The sequence below is a fragment of the Mesobacillus stamsii genome, from assembly GCF_030814065.1.
Lineage (GTDB): Bacteria > Bacillota > Bacilli > Bacillales > Cytobacillaceae > Mesobacillus > Mesobacillus stamsii.
Genome location: NZ_JAUSUN010000011.1, coordinates 63,397 through 89,067 on the forward strand (window position 1 = coordinate 63,397; position 25,671 = coordinate 89,067).

Sequence of the window (25,671 nt, forward strand, 5' to 3'; positions counted from 1 at the left end):
TTCAGTAAGCTTTCAGTTGTGCTACAAGTCATGAAAAACATGTAATGATTTTAATAATTCATCCAGTGTTTTGTCAATTTTTGTCGGATTATCGGTTTCTTCTATATCTTTCGAACTAGGATTCGTGTTTCTGGGGATAAAATGAAGTTTGTCACATTCTTGACAGGACAAAACCATTATAATGAAAAGTACAAGCGGAGTGAAAAGGAGATTATCATGCTGACTTTAAAAATACTGGGCACGCCCATCGAGAATATTACATCAGAACATATTAAAAACAAAACTGTGATCATGAACAATAAAACACTTGCCACCATCAAAGGAATAGGAAAGGAAGTGGAATTCCACATCGACCCCTATCTAGACCTGGATGAATTCCAATTTTTGCGGGATATTATCGTGGAGGTAAGCTACGGGATGGAAGATGCCATCGATGAAAGTGGCTGTCAGCTCGGTTACTTGGAGAATGGAGAAAAGGCCTTTTTAATCAAGAATTGGGAAGAATGGAAAGCATTCCTAATGAAAGCGAAACTCAAGACATTAGAGGGCCAGAATGTGCAAGCTTTAAATGAAAACGGGGAAGAGCTTGGTTCCGGGATTCTTGCTGAATACCAACTCGGAGATACTCCATTCCGGATTGAAAATTGTACCTTGATCACCTTGTTTGGCGAAAGGAAATTTGCAGCGGAGAAAATAAAGATCGTGCCAACTAATCAGTTCGGTTAAACAGTAAGAGCAGCGATTTAGCCGCTGCTCTTTTTTATTTACTCTTTTGCAGTTCATCCATTCCGCTGCTTTGTTCGTTTTGTAGTTCCTTTCCAGATGAAAAAAGCGATTGTCGCCGAACCGGTTGAAATCAAAGCGACAATAACCGCGCCATATACTCGCTCATCCTCCTGTCCGTAATAACCTTCAATCGCGTTTGAGAGGGCGACGACATTAACCGCTAGAAACAGAAAAATCGAGAGGAATGCGATTCTTTTTTTATCCATGTCTTACTTCCCTCCCAACCGCAAATACCTTTCCATCCTTGATTTCAAGCAGGATTTTCGGTAGCTCGCGCTGTGGCGGCCCCGCCATTGGCTGACCGCTGTCAACATTGAAATAGCCTTTGTGGCACGGGCAGAGAAGGACATTTTCTTTATGCTCGTAAAAAACAGGACATTGAAGGTGTGTACATTTATTATTATAGGCAACGAATTTGTCTTCCGGTGTTCTGACAAGAATGGCTGGCTCAGTCTTTGTCGGATAGTTGAAATTTCTTGATTCCCCGATTGCCAGATCATTCACATCAGTGACTTCCACGCGCTTCACTTCGCCGTTTTCATCCCGCAGGAATGTGAAGATCCCGAATGGAGTCGTCGCCAGCCCGATCGCAACGGTTGCACCAAAGGAAGCTTTCAGGAACGCCCTTCTGTTCAAGTGGACATCGTCTTTCCTGTTCAGGTTATCGATCAGCTTGATCATATCTTTATCATCTTCATGATGGTTCTTTTTTTCCTCACTCATCGGTAAATCCTCCTGTTCCTAAAGCTGAAACCTCGCATCGATGTTTTCTGCCAGATTCAGATATTCCTTGAAAAGCAGCGTGTTTTCCGCCGCAATCGCTGGAGTCTCACTCTCTCCATCTGCTTCCTGGATCGGCAGCTGCCCCAGCAATTCCGTGCCAAGCTGTGCAGCCAGCTCCTCCCCGCCGCCTTTACCGAAAATATAATACTTCTGTTCGCTGTCTTCCGGTTTGAAGTAGGACATATTCTCAACCACGCCGATGACCTCATGCTTGCTCTTGATCGCCATCGAACCTGCGCGTTCCGCAACGAAGGAGGCCGCTTTGTGCGGAGTGGTCACGACGAGTTCCTTGCTCTGCGGGATCATCAGGTGCATATCAAGCGCAACATCCCCCGTTCCAGGTGGCATATCGAGGATGAAATAATCCATTTCTCCCCACAGCACATCCTCGGTAAAGTGCTGAATCATTTTTCCAAGCATCGGTCCGCGCCAAACAATCGGTTCATTATCCTTCACAAGGAAGCCCATGGACATTACTTTAATGCCGTGCGCCTCAACCGGGATGATTTTTCCGTTGAACGTTTTTGGTTTGGTATCTATATTCAAGATTTTCGGGATACTGAATCCATATATATCAAGGTCAATGATCGCCACTGACTTGCCAAGCTTTTGCAAAGCGAGTGCAAGATTAACCGATAACGAAGACTTGCCGACTCCGCCTTTTCCGCTTGCCACCGCCAGGACATTACCTTTAAGCATGTTAAGCACCTCTTTTTGACTTTCTTTAAAATCAAACTGGAAAAAATCATTGAAAATTTCCAGTTCGCCAATATAATTTTATTTTCGCCAATAAATCTTGGTTTTCGCCAATAAAATTATTTTTTCGCCAATAAACTTGTGAAAACCGCCAATAAAATCAGATTTTCGCCAATATCATAAAAGACGGAGACGGATCTTATGAATTATGATTGTGAATCTGTATAAACACCGAAAAATTCCGGTACATAATCCCATTTGTTGCCTTCTTGCGGCTTTTTGCCTTCGACAAGATTCATCTGCGTACGTTTTCTGCGCAATTGCTGCATTTCTTCAAAGTCGATGAAGCGAATTGCATCACTTGGACAAACAGATGCACACATTGGCGCGATATCGTTACGTGTTCGATCATAGCACATATCGCATTTGTACATTTTGTTCGTTTCGAAATCGAACTTAGGGATACCGAATGGACAGCCGAACGTACAGTTGCGGCAGCCGATGCATTTTTCTTCCATTGCCGAAAGCACGACGCCTTCTTCCGTGATCTGGATCGCGTTTGCCGGGCAGACGCGGGCACATGCCGGGTCTTTACATTGCATGCACAGCATCGGGAAGGTCTGGCGGGATTCGGTAAAGTCAACATATTCTACAAAGTTCCGTTCTTTTGCATCATGGTCGCCGCACTCTCGGCAGGCTGCCTGGCAGGCACGGCAGCCAATACAGCGTTCAAATTCCAGGTACATAATTTTATTCATAACAGCCGTTCCTCCTATTTAGTCAGCTTTTCGAGTTTTACAGCACAGACTTTAAATTCAGGCATCCGCGAATATGGATCCAAGGCCGGACTGGTCAATTGATTGACTGATAGCTTTTTCCCCCAATGGTAAGGGACGAACATAGTGTCTTTACGGATTGCTTTTGTAATTTTTACCGGAGTGATCATCTCGCCGCGCGGGGTGGAAAGCTTCACTTTTTCCCCGTTCTCGACCTGGTACTGGCTAGCTAATTCAGGATGCATTTCTACGAATGGCTCAGAGCATTGCTCCATCAGGAAATCAACGCGTCTTGTCTGATTGCCAGTTAAATAGTGATAGACGACACGTCCTGTTGTCAGCCATAATGGATAATCCTTGGATTGAACTTCTGACGGTCCTTTAAAATCACAGACAGCCAAGTTAGCTTTTCCATCTTCCGTCGCGAAACGCTCCTGGAATACCGATGGAGTTCCTTTGTGGTCTTCCGTAGGTGCTGGCCAGAAAACGCCATCCTGCTCATCAATTTTTTCGTAAGTTACCCCAAAGTAGTCTGCTTTTCCGCCTTTTGAAGCAAGCCGAAGCTCGTCAAAAATCTCTCTTGGTTCGTTGTAGTCAAAGTATTTTCCTTTTCCTAGCCGTTCTGCAATCAAGCTCATGATTTCCCAGTCAGTCTTCGATTCGCCAAGTGGCTCGACTACTTTACGAATTCTGATCACACGTCCTTCGATGTTCGTTGTTGTTCCCTCATCTTCAGCCCAGGTTGCAGCCGGAAGTACGACATCCGCTAGCTCCGCTGTTTCTGACATAAAGAAATCATTTACAACCAAGAAGTCGAGCTTCTCTAATGAATCTTGGACATAGTTGATATTTGGCGATGAAACAACCGGATTCGAGCAGATGACATGCAAAGCGCGGATCGTCTTGTTTTGCATTAGATGGAACATTTCATATGCAGATACGCCCTCTTTCGGCATTTCTTCTGGCTTGATGCCCCAAACTCCTGCAACATGCTCCACATCCTGAGGATTTGCAATTTTACGGTATCCGGGAAGAGCATCTGCCTTCTGTCCGTGTTCGCGACCGCCCTGGCCATTGCCCTGACCGGTAAAAGTAGCCACACCTGAAGCGAATTTTCCGATTTGTCCTCTTAGTAATGCCATGGATGTGTATAAGCTTACGTTATCAACACCCGCAGTCTGCTGTTCCGCTCCGCGCGCAAACATGACGACTGAACGAGGAGATTTCCCAAAGATGTGTGCAGCCTTGATAATTTTTTCTTCTGCCACACGGGTAATTTTCGCCGTATATTCTGGGGTGAATTTGGCTGTCATTTCTTTTAGTTCTTCGAAATTATTGCAGCGTTCCCGGACATACTCGTGATCGACATAATCATGCTTAATCAAAAGATGCATGATGCCATTTGCCAGCGCTGCATCTGTTCCTGGCAGAAGATCGAGGTGAACGTCTGCCAAGCGGGCAGTTGTCGTTTCCCGAGGGTCAGCGACGATAAATTTCGCACCTTTATCCTTCGCTTTCCAAAACCACTGAATGCTTGTCGGGTGGCATTCCGCAGTGTTGGATCCTGCCATAAAAAAGGTATCTGAATGCTCAAGCTCCGTCCAAGGAAGTGTTGAGCCGCGGTCCATTCCAAGCGTTTTGTTAAAACCACCAGCAGCAGAACTCATGCAATAGCGACCATTGTAATCAATATAGCGAGTTCCAAGACCTACGCGGGCGTATTTGCCGACAAGGTAACATTTTTCATTCGTCATCGATACGCCGCCGTAAACGCCGATTGCATCTTTCCCGTAATTTTCCTGGAGTCCTCGATATTTGCTTTCAATCAAGTCCAGCGCTTCCTCCCAAGTTGCTTCGACGAACTGGCCGTTCTTTTTAATCAAAGGGGTCTTAATGCGGTCTGGGTGATCAATTGTCTGGTAAGCCGTTACCCCTTTTGGGCACATTTTCCCTTTTGTTAAAACCCAGTCATAACGTGGTTCCACACCGACAACCTTATTGTTCTTTTCATCAACACGAATGTGCATGCCACACTGCATGCCACAATAGCAGCAATGCGTTGAGACAAGCTTTTCCCCTTTGCGAATCTGGTTCTTTACGCCTTCTTTAACGAGATATTGGTTCATCGATTTTTTCCTCCTTTGCATCCTGGTCAAGTCCATAGAACTCTTCCGAGCGTTTTTTGCTGAAGCCTGATAAGTGAATTCCATTATTTGTGTTTACTGGTCCGTATGGGTTTCCTTGTGGAGATTCAAGATTCATTTGCTTCATTGCCCTCATCCTCCGGCGGCAGCCTGTGCAGTAATCGGAAAGATAGGTGCCATCAGCAAGCTGCAAATCGAAATTTTGGCTTTTTAAAATAGCCTGGACATCCGCGATCTGGTCATCATTGCTGTATGGCTGTCCGCAGCTTTTACATGATTTTGTATCCACCTTTATCACCTCTTGATAACTCATTGGTACAGCTGTAGCGAGCGGTCTTATTGGCACGTGAAATAATTTACCAAACGGAAAGTACATTAGCATAATGATAACTGTAACCTGGTGAATCAATGACATATAATGGTGCATCCAGCCACCCAGGAAAGTGTACATGATGGTTAAGAACAACCCTGTAACTGTTACTGCCAACAGAATAATCAATGGCAAAATATCGAACTCGAAGCGCTGTGTGACCTTTACATCGTAGTCAGTAATCCGTCGGTAAAGGGCCATCCCCGTGCCGATTAACACCATAATCGCTCCGATATTCAGGCCGTTGTAGACTATTTCTGCAAAAATCCCGTCCGCTGCCATCGTGATGGTTGGCATATCGAACACGATAATTTGGTATGTTTCCGAATCGATCAAGTCGAAGCGCATCCATCCAAACGTCAATCCGAAAGTGATCCCAAATGAAATGATACAGCCCCATGAAATCATCAAGTGCTGAATCCCACGGTATAATCCGCGCTTAAAAATGAATTTCTGCAAGATGATGTTATCGATCAATGTTCTGACTAGCGCTTTTCCATTCCGTTTCATTCTTTCTTTCGTAAAAAGATTCCCGATGCTTCGTTTAGCCACTCTGTTCGTCGCTTTGCGCCACATCCAGAAGCTCATCCTGATTGTCAAGCCAATCGCGAAAACCGCTGACGAAATGGCATATCCCAAAAGCGCCATGTCAATATGGACAAAGTTTGAAGTGGAAAACCACATAGAGAAAAATAAAATCATCACAGCGACAAAGGAATACATACTTGTTTTGGAGTAAAAGGATTTCTCGAATTTATACAAGCTTGCTACCTCCAGTAAAATCGTACTCGATTTAAAAAATAGGAAAAACAGATAAAATAGGGTGAAATTGTAAATAAATTGCGGATAGTGAAAAATTGATAGGCTCCTATTTTCCAGCCCTACCCTCACTGAGCACCTTACGTACCTAAATCTTAAGGGAGGCAGATTAAAAGATATGTGAAGTCCGTCACACCATTCTAACTGGACACAAAATCGTAATAAGTTTTCGTCGGAGTTAACAATTCTATTTAGTAAAGTGGAGTTATTAGTAGCAAGGCAAAGTTTTCCTTATACTAGAACTATCAAGCCAAGAAAGGTTGGAAATTATGGACAATTTCAAAGCTTTTATCGTAAACAAAAAGGAAGAGGATTTTTCTGCTGAAGTAAGGACGATCCAACGGAAGGACCTTCCTGAAGGAGATGTGCTGATCAAAGTCGCCTATTCCAGTGTCAACTATAAGGATGGGCTGGCGAGCATCCCAAACGGCAAGATTGTTAGGTCTTACCCTTTTATCCCTGGAATCGACCTTGCCGGGACAGTTGTCGCCTCTGACGACAGCCGTTTCAAGGAAGGAGAGGCAGTGATTGCGACCAGCTATGAGATAGGGGTTACCCACTATGGTGGGTACAGCGAGTATTCGAGGATACCAGGGGATTGGATTGTCCCATTGCCTGAAGGTCTTACTTTAAAAGAAGCAATGGTTTTCGGAACCGCGGGATTTACGGCAGCCTTGTCTGTCCATCGTCTGGAAGAAAACGGTCTAACTCCGGAAAAAAGGAAAAGTCCTTGTGACAGGAGCAACCGGCGGAGTTGGCAGCGTAGCAGTCGCGATGCTCGCCAAACGCGGGTATCACGTGGTAGCGAGCACAGGAAAACAATCAGAGCATGAATACCTCCGTAAAATCGGGGCAGCAGAGATCATCACCCGGGAAGAATTAGTCGGAGAAAAAATAAAACCTCTTGATAAGCAGTTATGGGCAGCGGCTGTCGACCCAGTTGGCGGCAAGACATTGTCGGCCATCCTGCCTAAGCTCGATTACAACGGTTCAGTCGCAGTCAGCGGGTTGACCGGCGGAACAGACGTCCAAACAACGGTATTCCCGTTCATCCTGAGAGGAATCAACCTCCTTGGCATCGATTCCGTATACTGCCCGATGAAAACAAGAAAGCTTCTATGGCAGCGAATGGCCACAGATTTGAAGCCGGAGGGACTGTTGGATACCATCAAAAGTGAAGTGTCATTGGAAGAATTGCCAGCCGTCCTTACACGCATTTTAAAAGGCGAAAACCGCGGCAGAACCATTGTGAAGATTAACCCAACCGACTTCTAGCAGGAAAAAACAGCCCGAATTCTGTGAATTCGGGCTGTTTTTATTCCATTCAATTTTATACACTGCACAAAGCCACTATTAATCTAGTTATTCCATTCACCCTGCAAGTTGTTTCCTTACTGCCAGCTAGCACTTTCGGATGATTATTTTACCGGCCCCAGGCTGGACCTTCTGATCACCTGGTTGATTACTTCAGAAAAAACAAGTCCAACGGCAATTGCTCCAGATATCATGGATGCTTTCGCAGCGAGCGAAACGGCAGCTCCATAGTCATTCTCCACAAAATTCCTCATCGCATCATACGCCAGTCCGCCAGGCACAAGCGGGATAATTCCGGCGACGCTAAAGATGATGCTCGGCATTCGGTATGCCTTCGCAAACAACTGGCTGACGACTGCAATTAAAAAGGAGGCCATCAATGTCGCAAAAACAGTGCCGGATCCGTTTTTATCCAGTGAAAAATAAACTATCCAGCCGACCGTCCCGGATATTCCGCACTTCACCAAGGACTCTCTCGGTGCGTTAAAAATGATCCCGAAGGCTGCCGAAGCAATAAAACTAGTAACTAGCTGTTCGATATAAACCATCGCTTTTTCTCCCGTCTAAAAGAAAGATAGAATTGCCGCTATCCCTGAGCCGATCGCAAACGCCGTTAATAGTGCTTCTGCTCCTTTTGACAACCCAGAAACCAAATGGCCTGCCATCAGATCCCTGACCGCATTTGTAATTAGCAGCCCCGGCACAAGTGGCATCACGGAACCGATGATGATTTTATCAAGCTCCTGGCCGAGCCCGAATTTCACAAACAAAAAGGCGATCATCCCGATAAAGAAGGACGACAGAAATTCAGCAAAGAATTTTACAGGTACAATTCTGTGAAAATAAACGACCAGGAAAAAACCGATTCCCCCTGCGGTCATCGAGGGTAGGAAATCAAGCCAGCTACCTAGGAACATAATTGTAAAACAGCCGCTTGCAATCGCAGCTGCGATAATTTGGATCTGAAACGAGTAAGCTAGATTCGCTTCTTCAATCTCCTCAAGAAGCCTGCACGCCTGGGCAAGCCCTACCTCGCCGCTGCTGATTTTTCGTGAAACAGCATTGACCATGGCTACTTTTCTGAGATCAGTCGTCCTGTCTGAGATCCTTACAAGCTTCGTCCTCTCTGGCCCGACACCTTCCACGGAAAAAATAATTCCAGTCGGAGTCACATAACTGTGGGTCTTGGCGATGCCAAGCGCAGAAGCCATCCGCGACATCGTATCCTCGACGCGATACGTTTCCGCGCCGCTGCGGAGCATAATTTTCCCTGCCAGCAAACAGGCCCGCATCACTTCAAATGTTTGATCCTGATTATCCATAATGATCCTCACATACCAATCCGAACGTTATTAATTTCTTTATCAGTTTAAATCAAAAACGAGTATATTAGCAATAAAAGAAAAAGCCAGCCATGAAACGGCTGACTTAAACTGATTTTTCAATAACAATATTTGTTCTTGATACATGGACTGGATTAGAAATCGTATCATCTACAGGGCAGGTTTTAGCAATGAAATCTGCTAATTCCCTGATGTTTTCTTCTGGAGATGGTGACTTTATATAGTAGGTGTAGCGGATATCCGAATAGCCACGGCGTACATCGGACTTATTCATAAACCCATCAGTATCAATATCTCCTTCTATTTCAACGCGAAACTCCTCTAGTTCCACTTTGAATTTATGGCTGTATACGCGCGCAACGATTGTTTGACATGCACCCAATGCACCAAGAAGCATTTCAACTGGGTTCATCCCCTCGTTGGTCCCACCTAACTTTTCAGGCTCATCGATGGTGATGTGAAAGTTTCTTGCCTGAACATCCACCTTTACTCCTTCTTGCAATGAAGCTGTGGCTTTAATGATTTCTTTTGGCATGATATTCGCTCCTTTCTTTTTACACTTCCATTTTACCCTTTTTTCGCTAGTTTTCTGCACAGAGAACGAAAGGTCACAAAAGAGTCGAGAAGCTTTGGACATATTGTGAAATAGTGAACATTATGTTAATTAGTACTTTTTACATAAGCTACTCCTCCAAATCTTGTATTTCGAGTAAATATGGTTTAGTTTTAAGGAAAACGCGAATTTTCTGAAAGGAGATGCTTTGATGCTTGATTGTCAGAATGAGGTACTATTTTATACAAAACAGCTTGTGAATATCGGAAGCATCGTCAATACGAATGGAGAAATTGAAATTGCTCAGGCACTTTATACGATGATTGCATCGTTTCCTTATTTTAAAGAGAATCCTACCAATGTCATCAAATCGCAAACTCTGAATGATGAGCTCGAACGGTACAATGTACTGGCTTTTGTAAAAGGGACAAAAGCCAGCAGCAACCGTACGGTGATACTAATGGGACATCTGGACACGGTCGGGATAGAAGATTTTACACAGCTTGCTGGCTTTGCGTTCCATCCGGATGAGCTTCTTCTTGAGTTAAAAAAGGAAAAATTGCCTCCACTTGTGAAGGAACAGGCTGAATCAGGTGATTGGATGTTTGGCCGCGGAATACTGGATATGAAAAGCGGAGTTGCCTCGAATCTTTATTTGCTGAAGTATTATTCCGAGCATCCAGATGAACTTGAAGGAAATCTTATCTTTTTGGCAGAATGTGACGAAGAGGACAGCTCGAACGGGATTCTCTCCGCGGTTAAGGATCTTCATAACTGGAAGGAAGAACATCATTTTGAGTATATCGCGCTTGTGAACAGCGATTTCGTTTCCCCTAGATTTCCCGGGGACAGCAGTCGCTATATTTATAAGGGGACAGTTGGAAAACTTCTCCCTTCCTTTTTCATCACAGGTGCTGAAACACATGTTGGCTCAGCATTCGAGGGCTTGGATCCAAATTTGATTGCAGCAGAACTTACGCGACAAATTGATTATAATCCTGAGCTTTGCAACGAGGCTTTTGGGGAAACGACGATGCCGCCAGTCTCTTTAAAGCAGATGGACCTTAAGCCGAACTACACTGTGCAGACGGCGCTGGCGGCGTATGTATATTACAATTTCTTTATTCATTCCTGGACTCCAAAGGATGTTCTCGAAAAAATGAAAGAGCAAGCACGGATCGCTTTTGCTAACGGGTTGAAGCTGTTCGAGGACCGCTACAAACATTTTTGTAAAATCAGCGGCGAGCCTTGCAGGCAACTTCCTTGGCAGCCACGGGTAATGACATTCGAAGAGATGGAAACGGAACTGATCAAGGTGCATAATTCGGAATACACAGCCCATATGGTAGAATTCAAGGAAAACCTGCTTCTAGATGGAACACTTGACCTGAGAATGTATGCTGCGAGAGTGGTGGAGGAGGCATGGAAATGGATGCCTGACAAAAGCCCGGCAGTGATCGTTTTCTACTCCTCCCTCTACTCACCAAGAATTGAAATGACTGGAGAGACAGCTGGAGAACAAAGATTGATTGAAGCTTTGGAATACGCTGTGCAAACAGTTCAGCCGAAATACGAAGAACCAATTGTCATTCGCAATTTCTTTCCATATATATCTGATATGAGCTTTGTCGGCTTGAGCGATGATGATGAAGCGTTGGATGCTGCCGCTCGTAATAATCCTAGCTGGGGAACAAAGTTTTTTGTTGACTATCAAGAAATACGCGAACTGAATATCCCAGTCGTTAACATTGGGCCATACGGGCTGGATGCCCATAAACGGTATGAAAGGATGGAAATTGACTTTTCTGTTCGAATTGTCCCAAATCTCACCAATGAGGTCATCAAGAAGCTTTTAGCAAAATAAGTTTCAGCTGCCTTATCCAGATGAACCTTTTTTCGATCACCTCTTGTTTTTCCGCTTTTTTCTTATTACTATATAGTTCAGTGGAAATATAGTATGGTAATCATTAAAATAAGTATAAGGACTGATCAAAGGAAAGGCTGATTCAATTGGAAGAGAACTCGAATTTTTTAAGAACGATTATTAAGGAAGATTTGAAGAGCGGCAAGCGGGATAAAGTCGTGACCCGATTCCCTCCAGAACCAAACGGATACCTACATATCGGACACGCAAAATCGATTGTCATTAATTTTGGGCTCGCAGATGAGTTCGGCGGCAGGACAAACCTTCGTTTCGATGACACGAATCCGCTGAAAGAAGACCAGGAATACGTCGATGCTATCAAGGAAGACGTCGAATGGCTTGGGTATGAATGGGAAGGCTTGTTCTTTGCATCTGACTACTTCGATGAAATGTATGACCGTGCTGTCCTTTTGATTAAAAAAGGTTTGGCATATGTCGATGATTTATCGGCCGATGAAATCCGCGAATACCGCGGGACCCTTTCGGAGCCTGGCAAGGAAAGTCCCTATCGCGATCGTTCAGTGGAAGAGAATCTTGAACTGTTTGAACGCATGAAGAATGGCGAATTTGCCAATGGGGAAAAAGTATTGCGTGCCAAGATTGACATGTCTTCACCGAATATCAACCTGCGCGATCCAGTTATCTATCGAATTTCGCATGCGACCCATCATAATACTGGGGATAAGTGGTGTATCTATCCAATGTACGCATTTGCCCATCCGATTGAGGATGCTATCGAAGGCGTTACCTACAGCTTGTGCACTACCGAGTTTGAGGACCAGCGGCCACTTTACGATTGGGTTGTCCGTGAAACCGAAATGGAAGCAACTCCGCGGCAAATTGAGTTCGGTCGCCTGAACTTGACAAACACCGTTATGAGCAAGCGCAAACTGAGGCAGCTGGTGGAAGAAAAGTTTGTCGATGGCTGGGATGACCCACGTCTGCCAACAATCTCCGGTTTGAGAAGGCGTGGTTTCACACCAGAAGCAATCCGTGAATTCATAAAAGCGGCAGGAGTTTCCAAAGGGTATTCTACAGTTGACGCCCAAATGCTCGAGCATTTTGTCCGTGAAGATCTAAAGCTGAAGGCACCTCGAACGATGGCTATACTTCGTCCTTTAAAAGTTGTTATTACTAACTATCCTGAAGGTGAAGTTGAATGGCTTGATGCCGATATTAACCCGGAAAATCCAGAAATGGGCACACGCATGATTCCATTCTCCCGCGAGATTTATGTGGAGCAGGATGATTTTATGGAAAATCCGCCCGCCAAGTACTTCCGACTCTTCCCTGGCAACGAGGTCCGTCTGAAGCATGCTTATTTCATCAAATGCAATGACGTCATCAAGAACGAAAATGGCGAAGTCGTCGAGCTTCACTGCACTTACGACCCTGAGACCAAGAGCGGATCCGGTTTCACTGGCCGAAAAGTTAAAGGGACACTGCACTGGGTGGAAGCAACACATGCCCTTCCTGCAGAATTCCGCCTGTATGAGCCACTGATCCTTGATGATGAAGCAGAAGAAGGCGAGAACATTTCCTTCCTTGATCAGGTAAATGAAAAATCTTTGGAAATCCTGAACGGCTTTATCGAGCCCAACATGAGGGACGCACAAAAGCAAGACAAATTCCAGTTCTTCCGTCACGGCTACTTCAACGTCGATCCGAAGCACACCACAGCAGATAAGAAAGTCTTTAATCGAATTGTATCGCTTAAGAGCTCGTTTAAACTTTAATCTGTTGATAATTTGGCCTCCCATGGGTGTACGATTCCAGGGAGGTTTTTTTGTGGTTATAAATGTTAGCGAGTCTGTACAGCGGTGGGGTTTTCCTTTAAAGCTGACATAGCACTGATTCGATTTTGACAACTTTCCCCTGTTTAACCCCAAACCTGTCAAGATTATAAAAAGGATATCTCCTCTTCATATAGAAGTAAAGTATAGCAATCAATTTAGATGAGGTGAGTAGTTTGGAAATTCGAAAATTAACAGGTGAGGACGCAGAGAGTTATCGAACCCTTCGTCTTGAGGCCTTACTGAAGAATCCTGAATCCTTCAGCTCCAGTTTTGAAGATGAAAATGGTAACGAAGCGGCACATTACAGGGAAAGACTAGAAAACGCACTTACTTATACATTTGGTGCGTTTGACGAAGACCAGCTGGTTGGGGTTGTTACACTCGTTCCAGAGGGGAAAGTTAAGCTAAAGCACAAAGCAAATATTTTTGCCATGTATGTGACTCCCTCCCAGCGTATCAGAGGCATTGGCAAGGCACTCGTAAAAACAGCGATTCAACAAGCAACACAATTAAACAGCGTGGAACAGATCCATCTCACGGTGACTTCTAGCAATGAACCCGCTAAAAAACTTTATGCTTCTCTTGGTTTCAAAGCATATGGAATTGAGAAAAATGCCATGAGAATTGAGGGGACCTATTATGATGACAATTTAATGGTGTTATTTTTATAGTCCTATTCCTTCCTAAGACCAGGTGGAAGAGATGTGCACTACCCATCTATTTCTGCGCTGGGACTATATCACATCCGTCATTTCTTTCCCAGACACCAATCCTCAGGCTGATAAAAAAGCGAAATTGATTGGATTTAAGCCGGATATTGATTAGCATCCATGCTAAATGGCGGTGCTTAGGACGAGCAGATTTGAAAGCAGAGAAGAATTTCCTGATAATCGCTACACCACTTATAAAACAAGTGGTATTTTTTTGTTTCTTTTCCTCCAAACTAGAAAAGGCTTTGGTTCATTTTTATTCATAAAAATAGAAGAAATTGTGCTATGATAGATTGGCAACATTTTTTGAAATCATGCAGGCTTTTCTGCTTATTTAGGAGTCAAATATGAAAAAACAGCAATATGTTCTTATGTTTTTCATTCTCAGCATAGTCTGGATTTATGGGACAAACTATCTGCTCAGTTTATACGCCCCTTCAGATTTTGTTGAGATGATCGAGCACTTGAAGGAGTTTCTTTACGTTTTGCTTGCAGGATGGTTTTTCTATTATTTCATCTCGAAAATGGAAGAACTTAGCGCTTCAAAAGAAGAAGAAAAGCGACTTTCTACTCTGATCAATTCAATGGTGGATTTCGTTATTTTCAAAGATGGAGAAGGCCGGTGGATCCAGGCCAATGATTTTGGATTAAAACTATTTAACATAGAGAACGTAGACTATAGAGGCAAAACGGATTCAGACCTGGCAGAGTATAGCAGCCATTTCAGCGATGTGCTAACATATTGCGAGATTTCCGATGAAGCGGCCTGGAAAGCAGGTGGAATCACTCATATCGAGGAAATTTTGCCCCAGCCAGATGGATCCGTCAAAACATTTGATACAATTAAAGTCCCTCTCTTTCATGATGATGGCAGCCGTCAGGGGCTTGTTATTATTGGCCGGGACATTACCGAACGAAAAAATGTTGAAACTCTGCTTGAAGAAAGCCGGCAGCAATACCGGTCCTTGTTTGAATACAGTCCAGATATCGTTTCGATGCTAGATTTGAATGGAACAATCACCAATATGAATCCTCAGTTCGAAAAAATAACTGGATTCAGCCAGGATGAATATACCGGGGGAAAATATGCAGACTTGATTCCAACTTCCTATAGACAGAAGGTTTTGGAAAAGGTAGCGAGTGTAGTTGAAAACCGCAGCCCGCAAATGTTTGAGCATGAGTTCAAGCATGAAACTGGGAAAACGCTCATTTTCCAAAGCACTTCTCTTCCAATTATCGTCAACGAAAAAATTGCAGGGATCATCTGCAATTCCCGGGATGTCACAGAGCTTCGCGAAACAGAGGAGCGCTTGCGCCGTACGGACAAGCTGTCTGTCGTAGGCGAGTTATCCGCAAGCGTTGCTCACGAAATCCGCAATCCGCTCACTTCCTTAAAAGGACTCGTTCAATTGCTTCAAATGGAGGATGAGAAGCACCAGCTTTACTATCAAATAATGATCGATGAACTGAACCGGATCAATTACATTGTCAGTGAACTACTCCTGTTGGCGAAACCGCAGCAAATCAAATATACAGAAGCAGATTTGCAGATGATTCTTCACGATGTCATTTCCTTGTTAAAAACAGAGGCAAGCCTCCATAATATTCAAATGGAATTTGAGTTAAAAGACGATCCTGTCTTGATTGAATGTGAACCGAACCAACTCAAACAGCTATTCATCAACATTGTCAAAAATGCAATTGAAGCTTCTACTGGTGGAGATGCGGTCTTGATCACTCTGGAGAGGTTTGATACTCATGTCGTCATCAAGGTCAAGGACTATGGCATCGGGATTTCGAAAGAATTGATTGAAAGAATCGGCGAGCCGTTTTATTCCTCTAAGGAAAAAGGAACTGGACTTGGAATGACCGTCAGCTTCAAAATTGTCCAAACCCATAACGGGACCATTAAATTCAGCAGCGAGCCGGAAAAAGGGACAGAGGTTACTGTCCAATTGCCAATCAAGCATGGAGAAAAAGTGAAAAACGACTAAAGGAAAAACGCGAGAGGAATCTACCTTTCGCGTTTTTTAATCTTCATCCTTGATGTCGATGTCATCAGGCACTGGTTCATTCATGATCTCTTGTACCAACTTTTTATATGTCTCCATCTGCTTCAGATGGGTATTGAATTGGTCTTTATTGAGTAAATATTGCTCCCCATCGTGGATGGCTCTGATTTTCCGCTGAAAGATTAGGTTCTCCACCTGTGCCTCAGGGATCGATAAGTATTCTGCCGCTTCTTTTATAGTCAAGTACAAAACAGTTCAGTCCTTTTTTACTTTTTTGGCTGCAAGCTGATCGACTAGCTTCTCAGCTGTTTTTCTATAAAAATTGCTGATATTGATCAATGATACGATCAATAATATTGTTTCTAGTTCTTCTGGTTCATCCGCCTCGAGCATCTTTACTTCGTGTTTAACATCTTGTTCCGTTTTTAGAACGTCCTCGTTAAAAATCTCGATATTCTTTTCATGCAGCTTTAAATAGCTTTGATAAAACTTGTTCAATTCGAATTGTCCAGACTCAGTCCTCTGGTTGATGCCTTCAAGTGTCTGTTTGATATCCTGGATGGACAGGCCGCCTTTTAGCTGGTAAATCAAACTGATCAGGATCAGCTGTTCCCTTGAATACTTTTTATTTTTAACTGGAAAGAATAACTTTCCCTTCGCATAGTTGTTGATCATTGTTTTCGTCAGGACTTTATCTTCTTTATTTCTTGTTGAACTGCCGTATTTTTTTTCAAACAACTGGATGACTTGATCCATATATAAATCAATTTCCGGAATGTCTTCAAGCGCGATACGGCTGCTAAGATCAAGCTCGGCAAGCAGGCTGGCTAAATGATTCAATTTAAATCCCTCGTATTTTTTATTATTATTATAAGGCAAAAAAAGATAGACGTAAACCTTGACTACTTGTCGTTATGGTAATATTATTATAAGTAGTTATTAAAACTACTTAAAGCGATATGGAGGTTATACTATGAATAGCTACATCCGCGAACCAATCAATGGACTTACTCATCTGGCCGGTGCTTTGCTATCCTTCGCTGGGCTACTTGCACTCGTCATCAAGGCTTCTATCACAACCGGTTCGCCACAAACGATCACATCCGTAACCATTTTTGGATTGAGCATGATCCTTTTGTATACGGCATCAGCCACCTACCATATGGTCATTAGCAGACCAAGCATCATTGCCTTTCTTCGAAAATTAGACCATTCGATGATTTTTGTACTAATTGCCGGAACCTATGCCCCTTTTTGCCTGATCAGCTTAAATGGAACAACTGGCTGGCTGCTTTTTGGCATCATCACTGTTGCTGCTTTGTCTGGGATTTTGTTCAAAATGATCTGGTTCAGGAGTCCGAGATGGCTTTCCACCTCCATATACCTCATTATGGGCTGGATAATGGTTTTCGCAATCGCTCCTCTCTCCTCGATAGTAAGTCCTGGAGGGATTTACGCGCTTGTAGCTGGTGGGATCTTCTACACCATCGGAGGCGTTATTTATGCGTTTAAACCTAATTTCCTTCGCTCAAAGTATCTTGGTTTTCATGAAATATTTCACATATTCATCTTGCTCGGAACCCTTTCCCATTTTATCAGTGTCTATTTTTATGTTATATAAAAAATGCGCCAAATATGGCGCATTTTTACTTTTGCCTTTCTTGCTCTTTTTTATGAAAACCTTTCGCGTAGTAAACGCCGATTAATAGCACCAGCCAGAGCGGGCCGATGATAATCGCAATTCTTGTGTCAGGGCTGAAAGCCATCAACACGATAACAAAAGCGAGAAATGCCAAAGATAAATAAGATGTGTACGGAAACAGTGGCAGCTTATATTTCAGCTTGTCCACTTCATTTTTGCTCATGTTTTTGCGGGAACGTATTTGCGAAAGGAGAATGATTGCCCAAGTCCAAATCGCGCCAAAAGTTGCAATACTAGTCACCCAGGCAAAAACTTTTGCGGGGACGACATAGTTTAAGGCGACTCCAACCAGCAATACCCCAGCTGATGCGAAAATAGCATATCCCGGAACCCCGTTCTTTGTCAGCTTGCTAAATTTTTGTGGCGCTTCTCCGTGGTTGGCAAGGTTGAACAGCATTCGACCTGTGCTAAAAATCCCGCTATTGCAGGATGATAATGCTGCAGTCAGCACGACGAAATTGATAATGCCAGCTGCTGCAGGAATTCCTAATTGTTCAAAAGTAAGAACAAACGGACTTCCCTTTTCTCCAATCTCATTCCATGGAAAAATGGACATAATCACAAACAATGCCCCGACATAGAAGATCAGAATGCGCCAGAACACTGAATCAATCGCTCTGGAAAGCGTTTTCTCAGGGTTCTTGACTTCACCAGCGGTAACGCCAATCATCTCGATTCCAAGGTAGGCAAACATGACCATTTGCAGTGCTAATAGCACACCTTGAACCCCGTTAGGAAAAAAGCCGCCATTCACCCATAAATTTTGAATCCCAGTTGGAATTCCACCATTGCCGAATCCCCAAATAATCATGCCGACTCCTGAGGCAATCATCGCTAAAATCGTTACAATTTTGATTAGCGCAAACCAAAATTCAAGTTCTCCATATGCTTTCACCGCCAGGAAATTGACGGAGGCCATGATCACTAGCGCAGCCAGCGCCCAAATCCAGCGCGGAATATCTGGGAACCAGTATTCCATGTATATCCCGACTGCAGTAATTTCCGCCATGCCGGTTACAATCCATAAAAACCAATAATTCCATCCTGTAATAAACCCTGCCAGCGGCCCTAGAAAATCCCTGGCATATTTACTGAAGGATCCGGCAACCGGATTTTGGATTGCCATTTCTCCGAGTGCTCTCATAATAAAAAACATGATCATCCCGCTGAACGCATATCCGAGCAGAATCCCTGGACCCGCCAGCTGAATGGCAGTCGCTGATCCCAAGAACAGTCCGACTCCGATTGCTGCCCCTAAAGCCATCAGTGTAACATGCCTTTGCTCTAAACCTCGGTGCAATTCATTCTCTTGTGTTTTATCCATACTGTCTGCCCTCGTTTCAAGAATCTTGGTGATGTACGCATCTCGCCTCTTTATTAGAAAATTACTATTCTTAAAAAATTTTCTTCGCAATTTTACCACGAAAAACATTTTTTCACAAAAATATACCTTTTCAACCAACGGATGGCCGAAAAGGCAGATGATTTTATTCTTTGACAGCGGTTTGCTGCTCAACTCCTATCGATCCTGCTGCATTTTTCATAAACACTTTCAAAAGCACAAAACCAAGTGCCGAACCGACAAGTGTGCTGGCGAAAAATGCCGGTACCATACCAAACAACGCGGCCTCTCTGCCAAGAAACAATGTGGCAATCGGATAGCTGGCAATCGCGCCAATGATCCCGGTGCCAACTACTTCTCCTGCGAACGCAAAGCCGACTTTCGCCGTTTTTTTATACAAATAGGCAGCTAGAAAAGCACCGATCATGCTGCCAGGAAACGCAAAGATCGATCCGGTCCCCATAACATTCCTGAGCAAAGAAATGCCAAATGCCTGAAAAACGGCATAATATGGTCCCAGCAGTACAGCCGATAATACATTGATGAAATGCTGCACTGGAAACACCTTCACGATTCCAAGCGGAATAAACAGCATATGACTTGTCAATGTTCCAATTGCCATCATCATTGCAGTGAGGGTAAGCTTTTGAGTATGTCTCATGCTTGGCCTCCCTTGACTTTTTCGCTTAATTGCGTTGCTGCTGTCCTTACATCCTTGGCATGGCTGATCGCTGTGATCACTGAAACGCCATCTGCACCAGCCTCCATTACCATCTCTGCATTATGCGCATTTATCCCGCCGATTCCGACAATTGGTATGCCAAAGCCTTTTAACTCTTCGATCATAGCTGTTCCCTGGACCGCTCCTGCATCCTTCTTAGTTGCCGTTGGAAAAATCGGACCGACTCCGAAATAATCAGCGCCTGATTGTATCGCTTTTTCCGCTTCCTCTAGATTGTGGACCGATACCCCAAGAATCTTATCGCCAATTTTTTCTCGAACCCGTGCGGCATCTTCATCCTCCTGGCCGATATGGACGCCATCTGCATCAAGCTCCAATGCTAGTTCCAAATCGTCGTTTACAAGGAAAGGGATTCCATTCTCCTTGCAAGCCTGTTGCAGCCTTCTGCCTAGGGCAAGCTTTTCCTTATCCACGAGGCAGCCTTCGCCTTTTTCTCGATACTGAAAAATCGTAATCCCTCCGCGAATCGCGTCTTCCAGCACTTTTACAGGATCCTCGATACAATTCGTGCTGCCTGCGATAAAGTAAACCTTCAGCAAGCTTCTCATTTGGTCAGGACTTACTCTTGCCATGAGATGACCCCGCTTTCCGTTTTGCTATTGAAAGCCCAATGATTTGTCGGCCCGTGCCCATTTCCGATGCCCAGCGGATTGGCAATAGCGGCCTGAATGAACTCCTTCGCAATGGAAACCGCTTCACGAACCGAAGACCCTTTTGCAAGCTGTGCGGTAATCGCCGCTGAAAAAGTGCAGCCTGTACCATGGGTGTTATTCGTTTCAATTCTTGGCGTGGAGAAGAATACAAATTCCTTGCCATCAAAAAGGATATCAACAGATTCGTTAGTTTCCGTATCATGCCCGCCTTTTATCACAATATTTTTTACGCCAAGGGCATGGATTCGTTTGGCCGCTTCTTTTTTGTCATCCATACTGCGAATGGACATACCTGTCAGCACCTCAGCTTCAGGAATATTGGGAGTGATGATCAGACAGAGCGGAAGCAGCTGGTTTTTTAAGGCTGAAACAGCCTCTTGCTGGAGCAGAGAGGCTCCTCCTTTCGCAATCATGACAGGATCGACAACGACTTTTTCCCAGCCGAATTGCTTTATTTTTTCCGATACCGCTTGAATAATTCCCGCATTAAAAAGCATTCCCGTTTTCAAGGCATCCGTTCCAATGTCCTCTCCCACTGATTGAATCTGACTGGCTACCGCTTCTGGCTCCATTGGAAAAACCCCCTGAACACCAAGCGTATTTTGCGCGGTAACAGCCGTCAATGCCGACGTGCCAAATACCTTTAATTCCTGGAATGTTTTCAAGTCAGCCTGGATTCCGGCGCCACCGCCGCTGTCCGAACCTGCAATTGTCATCGCTCTTTTCACATCAATCAGCCCCCTGCTTCTCATACTTACTTTTGCTGCTAATATCTTCTTCATTGATAAGGTATAGCTGGTTCAAAAATTCAGTTTGGAAACTCCCGGGTCCACGGTCTGCATATTTTTCTGCAGCGATTTCGGCTGCCACTCCATAGGTGGTTACCGCCGCTGCTGCAGCCTTAAGCAAATCTTTTTCAACGGCCGCAAAAGCACCAATGACCGATGTTAGCAGACAGCCTGTTCCCGTCACCCTGGTCAGGATGGAATGCCCATTATGGATCACAAATGCTGAACGACCATCCGTAACAATATCGTCTTTGCCTGTAACCACGACGATGGTCTCGAGCTTTTTAGCAGCGGAAACGGCAAGCTTGAAAACATCTCCGGCAATCTCCCCAGAATCAACACCGCGGATGCTCCAGTTCTCCCCAGCAACATTGGCAATTTCTGCAGCATTTCCTCTAATAATTGCAATCTCCAGTTCTTCCATCAACCTTCTTGCTGTCTCGGTTCGATAAGCAGTTGCCCCGGCACCGACTGGATCAAAAATAACAGGAACTCCCTGTTCATTTGCCGCCTTCCCGGCAATCACCATCGACTGGACGATTTCAGGAAGCAATGTCCCAATATTCAGCACAAGGCTACCCGCAATGCCTGCCATTTCGGCAACTTCCTCCTGTGCGTAAGCCATCACCGGCGATGCCCCCAAAGCAAGAAGCCCATTGGCAGTAAAATTCGTGACCACAACATTGGTGATGTTATGTATGAGCGGATTCTCCTTGCGCACCTTTTCCAGCAAACCAGCAATTTCTCGTTTTTCCATAAAAATTCCTCCTCCATTCCTCAGGCTGCGAATTTTAATCCATTACGAGGCCGCCATCTACGACCAGGTTTTGTCCATTTACCGCACGCGACCATGGAGAGGCGAAAAACAAAATCGAATCTGCAACTTCAGCAGGATCAGTAACTTTTCGGACCGGTGTTGATGCTTCGATCAGCTTGAATACCTCATCCGAAGTAGCAGAGCTTGCGTCGGTCATTTTTAGCAGCCCTCCAGAAACCATATTGACAGTTACCCCGTACTTGCCGAGATCATTCGCCATATTTCTCGTGAATCCAAGCAAAGCCGCCTTGCTTGTTGTGTAGTCGTGATAGGCGACAACCGGGTTCTGGAACAGATTCGTGCCGATATTGACGATTCTGCCAAATTTCGCTTCTTTCATATCTGGCAGCCCAGCTTGAATGGTATTCAATGCACCGCGGACCGCTCCTTCAAACTGCTGTTGATAATCTGCCCAGCCAACGGCAAAAGCATCCTTGTTGGCTACAGGGTCAAATTTGAAGTGGACAAGCGCATTGTTCACGATCGTTGTTACTGGTGTTCGATAATGCTCTTGTGCCATCCGGAACATGCTTTGAACTTGCGCTGGATCTCTGACATCTGCTCTGACAGCGAGTGCATTTTCCCCAATCGTTTCTGCCAGCTTCCTTGCCTTTTCTTCGTTTTGAAAATAGTTAATAATAACTTTCGCACCTTCTCTTGCAAAAGCTTTTACTGTTTCGGCACCAAGCCCACGGCTGCCTCCAGTTACTAACACAACTTGATCTTTGATTTCCATTCGTTTACCCCCCTAAAATTTTAGCCTAAATATAAAAAGCCAGCTCCAACTAATGGACCTGGCTTAAAAGCAAAGTAAGAAAACATCTCTCACGCTACTTTCCTACGCTGGTATTACCCAGATCAGGTCCGAAGGGTTAAAAGACTTAGCATCTTCCTCTCAGCCCGCAACAGGGCGCCCCTAGTAGAACATGGAATATTCAGTTCCTTTAATCGTAACTCTTTCTGCTTTATATGTAAAGGGTCGAGCTCATCAACTAATATTTTTCAATTTATCCTTGATTTCTTCCAGAAGCTTGAGTTGCTGATCCTGCTTTTGGAGAATACTTGCAGTCAATTTTTTTAGGGTAACCGTAATGGACCAGAGTGACAGCATCAAAACAATCACAACGCCAAGATCAATCATCTTTCTTCTTCCCTTCGGTTAAATTGTCAAATGGAGTGTAATCATTGCTTGGGAAATTTCTTGAGCGGGTGACCTTCATAATCAAATAAAACACAACAAACAGTACAATAAACGTGAAAACATAACTCACACTGTCCAGCCCCCTTTCTTGTATTATACAACAAAAAATGGAATTTTCATTCTTTTTAAAGTGGAGTTTTTCGTTATTTATGCTACTATGAAAATATACATACGGATAGGAGATGAAAGCAATGAAAACCGAGTTAATAGAAAGATTTACTTCTTATGTAAAAATCGATACCCAATCGAATGGAAACAGTGAGTCAACTCCGTCGACTGAAGGACAGCTTACCCTTGCTAATATGCTTGGGGAAGAACTAAAGTCAATCGGCATGGAGGACGTCACGATTGATGAAAATGGTTATGTGATGGCGACACTCCCCGCCAATACTGCTAAAGAAGTTCCAACAATCGGCTTCCTGGCGCACCTTGATACGGCTACTGATTTTACCGGAAAAAATGTTCATCCTCAAGTTATCGAAAACTTTGATGGCAATCCAATCATCCTGAATAAGGAGCAGAATATCATTCTGTCACCAGCAGATTTTCCTGAACTGCCTCAATATAAAGGCCATACTTTGATAACAACAGATGGAACAACTCTTCTCGGGGCTGACAACAAAGCAGGAATTGCTGAAATCATGACGGCAATGGCTTATTTGATCAAGCACCCAGAAATCAAGCATGGCAAAATTCGTGTTGCTTTCACTCCCGATGAGGAAATTGGCAGAGGGCCTCATAAATTTGATGTAGAAGCGTTTCATGCTGAATTTGCTTACACGGTGGACGGCGGTCCACTTGGCGAGCTAGAGTATGAAAGCTTTAATGCCGCCAGTGCTAAGCTAACTTTTAAAGGACAGAACGTCCACCCAGGCACGGCAAAAGGCAAAATGGTGAACTCAGCCAAAATCGCTATGGAATTCAACAGCAAACTTCCTAGTGAAGAAGCGCCTGAACATACTGAAGGATATGAAGGTTTCTTCCACCTCATCTCGATTAATGGAGATGTCGAGGAAACAACACTGACCTATATCATCCGTGATTTTGATCGTGACAGCTTCCAGGCACGCAAAGAGTTGATGCAGAAAATCACCAATGAACTGATGCTTACTTACGGCGAAACTCGTGTTAAGCTTGAAATGAACGACCAGTACTATAATATGAAGGATAAAATAGAGCCAGTAAAAGAAATCGTTGATATCGCGTATGAGGCAATGGAGAACCGCGGGATCAAACCGATTGTCAAACCGATACGCGGCGGCACCGACGGTTCGCAGCTTAGCTATATGGGCTTGCCAACACCAAATATTTTTACCGGTGGCGAGAATTTTCACGGAAGGTTCGAATATATCTCTGTGGATAACATGCTCAAATCTGTTGAAACCATTGTGGAAATCGCATCACTTTTTGAAGCAAAGGCTTAATTCAAGATCAGGGAATTGGCATATTCAGGAGGTTGAAAGATTTGAAAATATTAATTGTTGGTGCAGGCGCAATCGGCGGTTATTTTGGCGGAAGGCTCCTGGAAATGGAAGCAAACGTGACATTTCTTGTGCGGGAAAAAAGACAGAAGCAGCTTAAGGAGCACGGTCTCGTTGTTACAAGCATCCATGGCGATTTGCATGTTCCAGATCCACAGACAATTGTATCGGGATCGCATCCAGAGCCATATGATGTGATTCTCGTTTCTACTAAGTCCTATCATCTCGATGGAGCTATTGAAAGCATCCGTCCCTATGTTGGCGACAAGACGATGATTCTTCCATTGTTGAATGGGATAGCCCATCTCGATGCTTTATCCGAAGCTTTCGGATCGAAAAAGGTGATCGGGGGACTTTGTTTTATCGAAACAACACTGGATGAAAATGGAAAAGTAATTCAAACCAGCCCTGTTCAGGATTTGATTTTTGGAGAACGAAATGGCGAGCGTTCAGAAAGAATTCTACAGCTCCAAGCCACTTTTGAAGGTACGAAGGCTAATTTCCGTCTTTCGGAAAAAATCGAACAGGAAATGTGGCAAAAATACCTATTCATCACACCATTAAGCGGCATCACCTCCCTGTTCAGGTCTCCGATCGGTCCCATTCGGGATCAAGCACAGGGGGCCGATACGCTCAAGCGCCTACTGCATGAGACTGTCGAGATTATGACAGCGATCGGTGCCCCGCTTTCCGAAGGAGCTATGGATGCGACATGGAACAGGCTGAACGATATTGGCGACGGCATGAAATCCTCCCTTCAGCGTGATATGGAAAAATCTCTCCCGACAGAAGGAGACCACTTATTCGGCTTTTTGCTGAAGAAAGCAGCGGACCTTCAAACAGCGGCACCTACCCTGTCCGCTGTCTATGCGAATGTTGATATTTACGATAAAATGCTCCACTCATGAAATGATTAATA

The 25,671-nt window shown here is 44.3% G+C and carries 28 protein-coding genes, 1 pseudogene and 1 riboswitch; of the genes and pseudogenes, 10 read left to right on the forward strand and 19 right to left on the reverse strand.

The features are described from left to right. Nucleotides 1-141 precede the first annotated feature (141 nt). The gene (locus J2S25_RS10730; RefSeq protein ID WP_307191858.1) at nucleotides 142-726 is read left to right on the forward strand and encodes a hypothetical protein; all 585 of its coding nucleotides are present in this window, start codon (nucleotides 142-144) and stop codon (nucleotides 724-726) included. Between the two features lie 53 nt (nucleotides 727-779). Here the strand turns inward: J2S25_RS10730 and J2S25_RS10735 are convergent, their stop codons facing one another. From J2S25_RS10735 to J2S25_RS10760, 6 genes are all read right to left on the reverse strand, one after another. Beyond that, nucleotides 780-992: a hypothetical protein gene (locus tag J2S25_RS10735; protein WP_307191859.1), complete on the reverse strand. Its 213-nt coding sequence runs from the start codon at nucleotides 990-992 to the stop codon at nucleotides 780-782. Next, nucleotides 985-1,509, reverse strand: a complete 525-nt coding sequence (locus tag J2S25_RS10740; protein WP_307191860.1) for a QcrA and Rieske domain-containing protein — start codon at nucleotides 1,507-1,509, stop codon at nucleotides 985-987. The genes J2S25_RS10735 and J2S25_RS10740 overlap by 8 nt, the downstream gene beginning before the upstream one ends. Nucleotides 1,510-1,527: 18 nt before the next feature. Further along, complete coding sequence (locus tag J2S25_RS10745; RefSeq protein ID WP_307191861.1) at nucleotides 1,528-2,268, reverse strand: Mrp/NBP35 family ATP-binding protein; 741 nt, start codon at nucleotides 2,266-2,268, stop codon at nucleotides 1,528-1,530. A 203-nt stretch (nucleotides 2,269-2,471) separates the two neighbouring features. Next, a complete protein-coding gene (locus J2S25_RS10750; RefSeq protein ID WP_044390925.1) occupies nucleotides 2,472-3,023 on the reverse strand; it encodes a 4Fe-4S dicluster domain-containing protein in 552 nt (183 codons plus the stop codon). Nucleotides 3,024-3,037: 14 nt separating this feature from the next. Then, the gene (fdhF, locus tag J2S25_RS10755) at nucleotides 3,038-5,167 is read right to left on the reverse strand and encodes a formate dehydrogenase subunit alpha (protein WP_307191862.1); all 2,130 of its coding nucleotides are present in this window, start codon (nucleotides 5,165-5,167) and stop codon (nucleotides 3,038-3,040) included. Further along, nucleotides 5,148-6,317 carry an MFS transporter gene (locus J2S25_RS10760; protein WP_241768412.1) on the reverse strand — a complete coding sequence of 390 codons (1,170 nt, stop codon included), beginning with the start codon at nucleotides 6,315-6,317 and terminating at the stop codon, nucleotides 5,148-5,150. The genes fdhF and J2S25_RS10760 overlap by 20 nt, the downstream gene beginning before the upstream one ends. Before the next feature lie 326 nt (nucleotides 6,318-6,643). Between J2S25_RS10760 and J2S25_RS10765 the strand changes: the two are divergent. Then, nucleotides 6,644-7,649 (forward strand): annotated as a pseudogene (locus J2S25_RS10765) (NADPH:quinone oxidoreductase family protein). A 143-nt stretch (nucleotides 7,650-7,792) separates the two neighbouring features. Here the strand turns inward: J2S25_RS10765 and J2S25_RS10770 are convergent. The 3 genes from J2S25_RS10770 to J2S25_RS10780 all read right to left on the reverse strand — a co-directional run bounded on the left by J2S25_RS10770 (nucleotide 7,793) and on the right by J2S25_RS10780 (nucleotide 9,566). Further along, a complete protein-coding gene (locus J2S25_RS10770; RefSeq protein WP_044390903.1) occupies nucleotides 7,793-8,236 on the reverse strand; it encodes a threonine/serine exporter family protein in 444 nt (147 codons plus the stop codon). Between the two features lie 15 nt (nucleotides 8,237-8,251). Further along, on the reverse strand, nucleotides 8,252-9,010 hold the full coding sequence (locus J2S25_RS10775; RefSeq protein ID WP_044390902.1) for a threonine/serine exporter family protein: 759 nt from the start codon (nucleotides 9,008-9,010) through the stop codon (nucleotides 8,252-8,254). A 106-nt stretch (nucleotides 9,011-9,116) separates the two neighbouring features. After that, nucleotides 9,117-9,566, reverse strand: coding sequence for an OsmC family protein (locus J2S25_RS10780; RefSeq protein WP_044390901.1), 450 nt, complete (start codon nucleotides 9,564-9,566; stop codon nucleotides 9,117-9,119). Between the two features lie 229 nt (nucleotides 9,567-9,795). Between J2S25_RS10780 and J2S25_RS10785 the strand changes: the two genes are divergently transcribed. The 5 genes from J2S25_RS10785 to J2S25_RS10805 all read left to right on the forward strand — a co-directional run bounded on the left by J2S25_RS10785 (nucleotide 9,796) and on the right by J2S25_RS10805 (nucleotide 16,008). After that, nucleotides 9,796-11,448: a M20/M25/M40 family metallo-hydrolase gene (locus J2S25_RS10785; protein WP_307191863.1), complete on the forward strand. Its 1,653-nt coding sequence runs from the start codon at nucleotides 9,796-9,798 to the stop codon at nucleotides 11,446-11,448. Nucleotides 11,449-11,594: 146 nt separating this feature from the next. Next, a complete protein-coding gene (locus tag J2S25_RS10790) occupies nucleotides 11,595-13,244 on the forward strand; it encodes a glutamine--tRNA ligase/YqeY domain fusion protein (protein ID WP_044390897.1) in 1,650 nt (549 codons plus the stop codon). 224 nt (nucleotides 13,245-13,468) lie between these two features. Further along, nucleotides 13,469-13,975 (forward strand): GNAT family N-acetyltransferase, encoded by a 507-nt coding sequence (locus J2S25_RS10795; RefSeq protein ID WP_307191864.1) that lies wholly within the window; start codon nucleotides 13,469-13,471, stop codon nucleotides 13,973-13,975. 31 nt (nucleotides 13,976-14,006) lie between these two features. Beyond that, nucleotides 14,007-14,129, forward strand: a complete 123-nt coding sequence (locus J2S25_RS10800; protein WP_307191865.1) for a hypothetical protein — start codon at nucleotides 14,007-14,009, stop codon at nucleotides 14,127-14,129. 232 nt (nucleotides 14,130-14,361) lie between these two features. After that, entirely contained in the window at nucleotides 14,362-16,008 is a 1,647-nt protein-coding gene (locus J2S25_RS10805; RefSeq protein WP_044390893.1) for a PAS domain-containing sensor histidine kinase, read from the forward strand. 36 nt (nucleotides 16,009-16,044) lie between these two features. On the opposite strand, the gene J2S25_RS10810 is transcribed toward J2S25_RS10805, so the two are convergent. Both J2S25_RS10810 and J2S25_RS10815 read right to left on the reverse strand, forming a co-directional pair. Beyond that, the gene (locus J2S25_RS10810) at nucleotides 16,045-16,275 is read right to left on the reverse strand and encodes an excisionase family DNA-binding protein (protein WP_044390891.1); all 231 of its coding nucleotides are present in this window, start codon (nucleotides 16,273-16,275) and stop codon (nucleotides 16,045-16,047) included. A gap of 6 nt (nucleotides 16,276-16,281) precedes the next feature. Then, on the reverse strand, nucleotides 16,282-16,866 hold the full coding sequence (locus tag J2S25_RS10815; RefSeq protein ID WP_044390889.1) for a DUF1836 domain-containing protein: 585 nt from the start codon (nucleotides 16,864-16,866) through the stop codon (nucleotides 16,282-16,284). 133 nt (nucleotides 16,867-16,999) lie between these two features. Here J2S25_RS10815 and trhA point away from each other — a divergent pair, with 133 nt between their 5' ends. Continuing rightward, on the forward strand, nucleotides 17,000-17,647 hold the full coding sequence (trhA, locus tag J2S25_RS10820) for a PAQR family membrane homeostasis protein TrhA (protein WP_044390887.1): 648 nt from the start codon (nucleotides 17,000-17,002) through the stop codon (nucleotides 17,645-17,647). 25 nt (nucleotides 17,648-17,672) lie between these two features. Here the strand turns inward: trhA and J2S25_RS10825 are convergent, their stop codons facing one another. From J2S25_RS10825 to J2S25_RS10860, 8 genes are all read right to left on the reverse strand, one after another. Then, nucleotides 17,673-19,052, reverse strand: coding sequence for an amino acid permease (locus tag J2S25_RS10825; RefSeq protein ID WP_307191866.1), 1,380 nt, complete (start codon nucleotides 19,050-19,052; stop codon nucleotides 17,673-17,675). A 163-nt stretch (nucleotides 19,053-19,215) separates the two neighbouring features. Next, the gene (gene thiW / locus J2S25_RS10830; protein ID WP_307191867.1) at nucleotides 19,216-19,731 is read right to left on the reverse strand and encodes an energy coupling factor transporter S component ThiW; all 516 of its coding nucleotides are present in this window, start codon (nucleotides 19,729-19,731) and stop codon (nucleotides 19,216-19,218) included. Further along, nucleotides 19,728-20,384: a thiamine phosphate synthase gene (gene thiE / locus J2S25_RS10835; RefSeq protein ID WP_307191868.1), complete on the reverse strand. Its 657-nt coding sequence runs from the start codon at nucleotides 20,382-20,384 to the stop codon at nucleotides 19,728-19,730. The genes thiW and thiE overlap by 4 nt, the downstream gene beginning before the upstream one ends. Next, complete coding sequence (thiD, locus tag J2S25_RS10840) at nucleotides 20,372-21,217, reverse strand: bifunctional hydroxymethylpyrimidine kinase/phosphomethylpyrimidine kinase (RefSeq protein ID WP_307191888.1); 846 nt, start codon at nucleotides 21,215-21,217, stop codon at nucleotides 20,372-20,374. The genes thiE and thiD overlap by 13 nt, the downstream gene beginning before the upstream one ends. Then, nucleotides 21,195-22,010, reverse strand: coding sequence for a hydroxyethylthiazole kinase (gene thiM, locus J2S25_RS10845; RefSeq protein WP_307191869.1), 816 nt, complete (start codon nucleotides 22,008-22,010; stop codon nucleotides 21,195-21,197). The genes thiD and thiM overlap by 23 nt, the downstream gene beginning before the upstream one ends. 34 nt (nucleotides 22,011-22,044) lie before the next feature. Then, the gene (locus tag J2S25_RS10850; protein WP_307191870.1) at nucleotides 22,045-22,806 is read right to left on the reverse strand and encodes a 3-oxoacyl-ACP reductase; all 762 of its coding nucleotides are present in this window, start codon (nucleotides 22,804-22,806) and stop codon (nucleotides 22,045-22,047) included. An 82-nt stretch (nucleotides 22,807-22,888) separates the two neighbouring features. Next, nucleotides 22,889-22,998, reverse strand: a riboswitch (TPP riboswitch). 60 nt (nucleotides 22,999-23,058) lie between these two features. Then, nucleotides 23,059-23,211, reverse strand: a complete 153-nt coding sequence (locus J2S25_RS10855) for a hypothetical protein (RefSeq protein ID WP_198528147.1) — start codon at nucleotides 23,209-23,211, stop codon at nucleotides 23,059-23,061. Beyond that, nucleotides 23,204-23,341 carry a DUF3951 domain-containing protein gene (locus J2S25_RS10860; RefSeq protein WP_157841606.1) on the reverse strand — a complete coding sequence of 46 codons (138 nt, stop codon included), beginning with the start codon at nucleotides 23,339-23,341 and terminating at the stop codon, nucleotides 23,204-23,206. Before J2S25_RS10860 ends, J2S25_RS10855 begins: the two co-directional genes overlap by 8 nt. 121 nt (nucleotides 23,342-23,462) lie before the next feature. On the opposite strand from J2S25_RS10860, the gene pepT reads away from it, so the two are divergent. Together pepT and J2S25_RS10870 are read left to right on the forward strand one after the other, a co-directional pair. Continuing rightward, the gene (pepT, locus tag J2S25_RS10865; RefSeq protein ID WP_307191871.1) at nucleotides 23,463-24,695 is read left to right on the forward strand and encodes a peptidase T; all 1,233 of its coding nucleotides are present in this window, start codon (nucleotides 23,463-23,465) and stop codon (nucleotides 24,693-24,695) included. Nucleotides 24,696-24,736: 41 nt separating this feature from the next. Then, nucleotides 24,737-25,660: a ketopantoate reductase family protein gene (locus J2S25_RS10870; RefSeq protein ID WP_307191872.1), complete on the forward strand. Its 924-nt coding sequence runs from the start codon at nucleotides 24,737-24,739 to the stop codon at nucleotides 25,658-25,660. The last annotated feature ends 11 nt before the right edge of the window (nucleotides 25,661-25,671 follow it).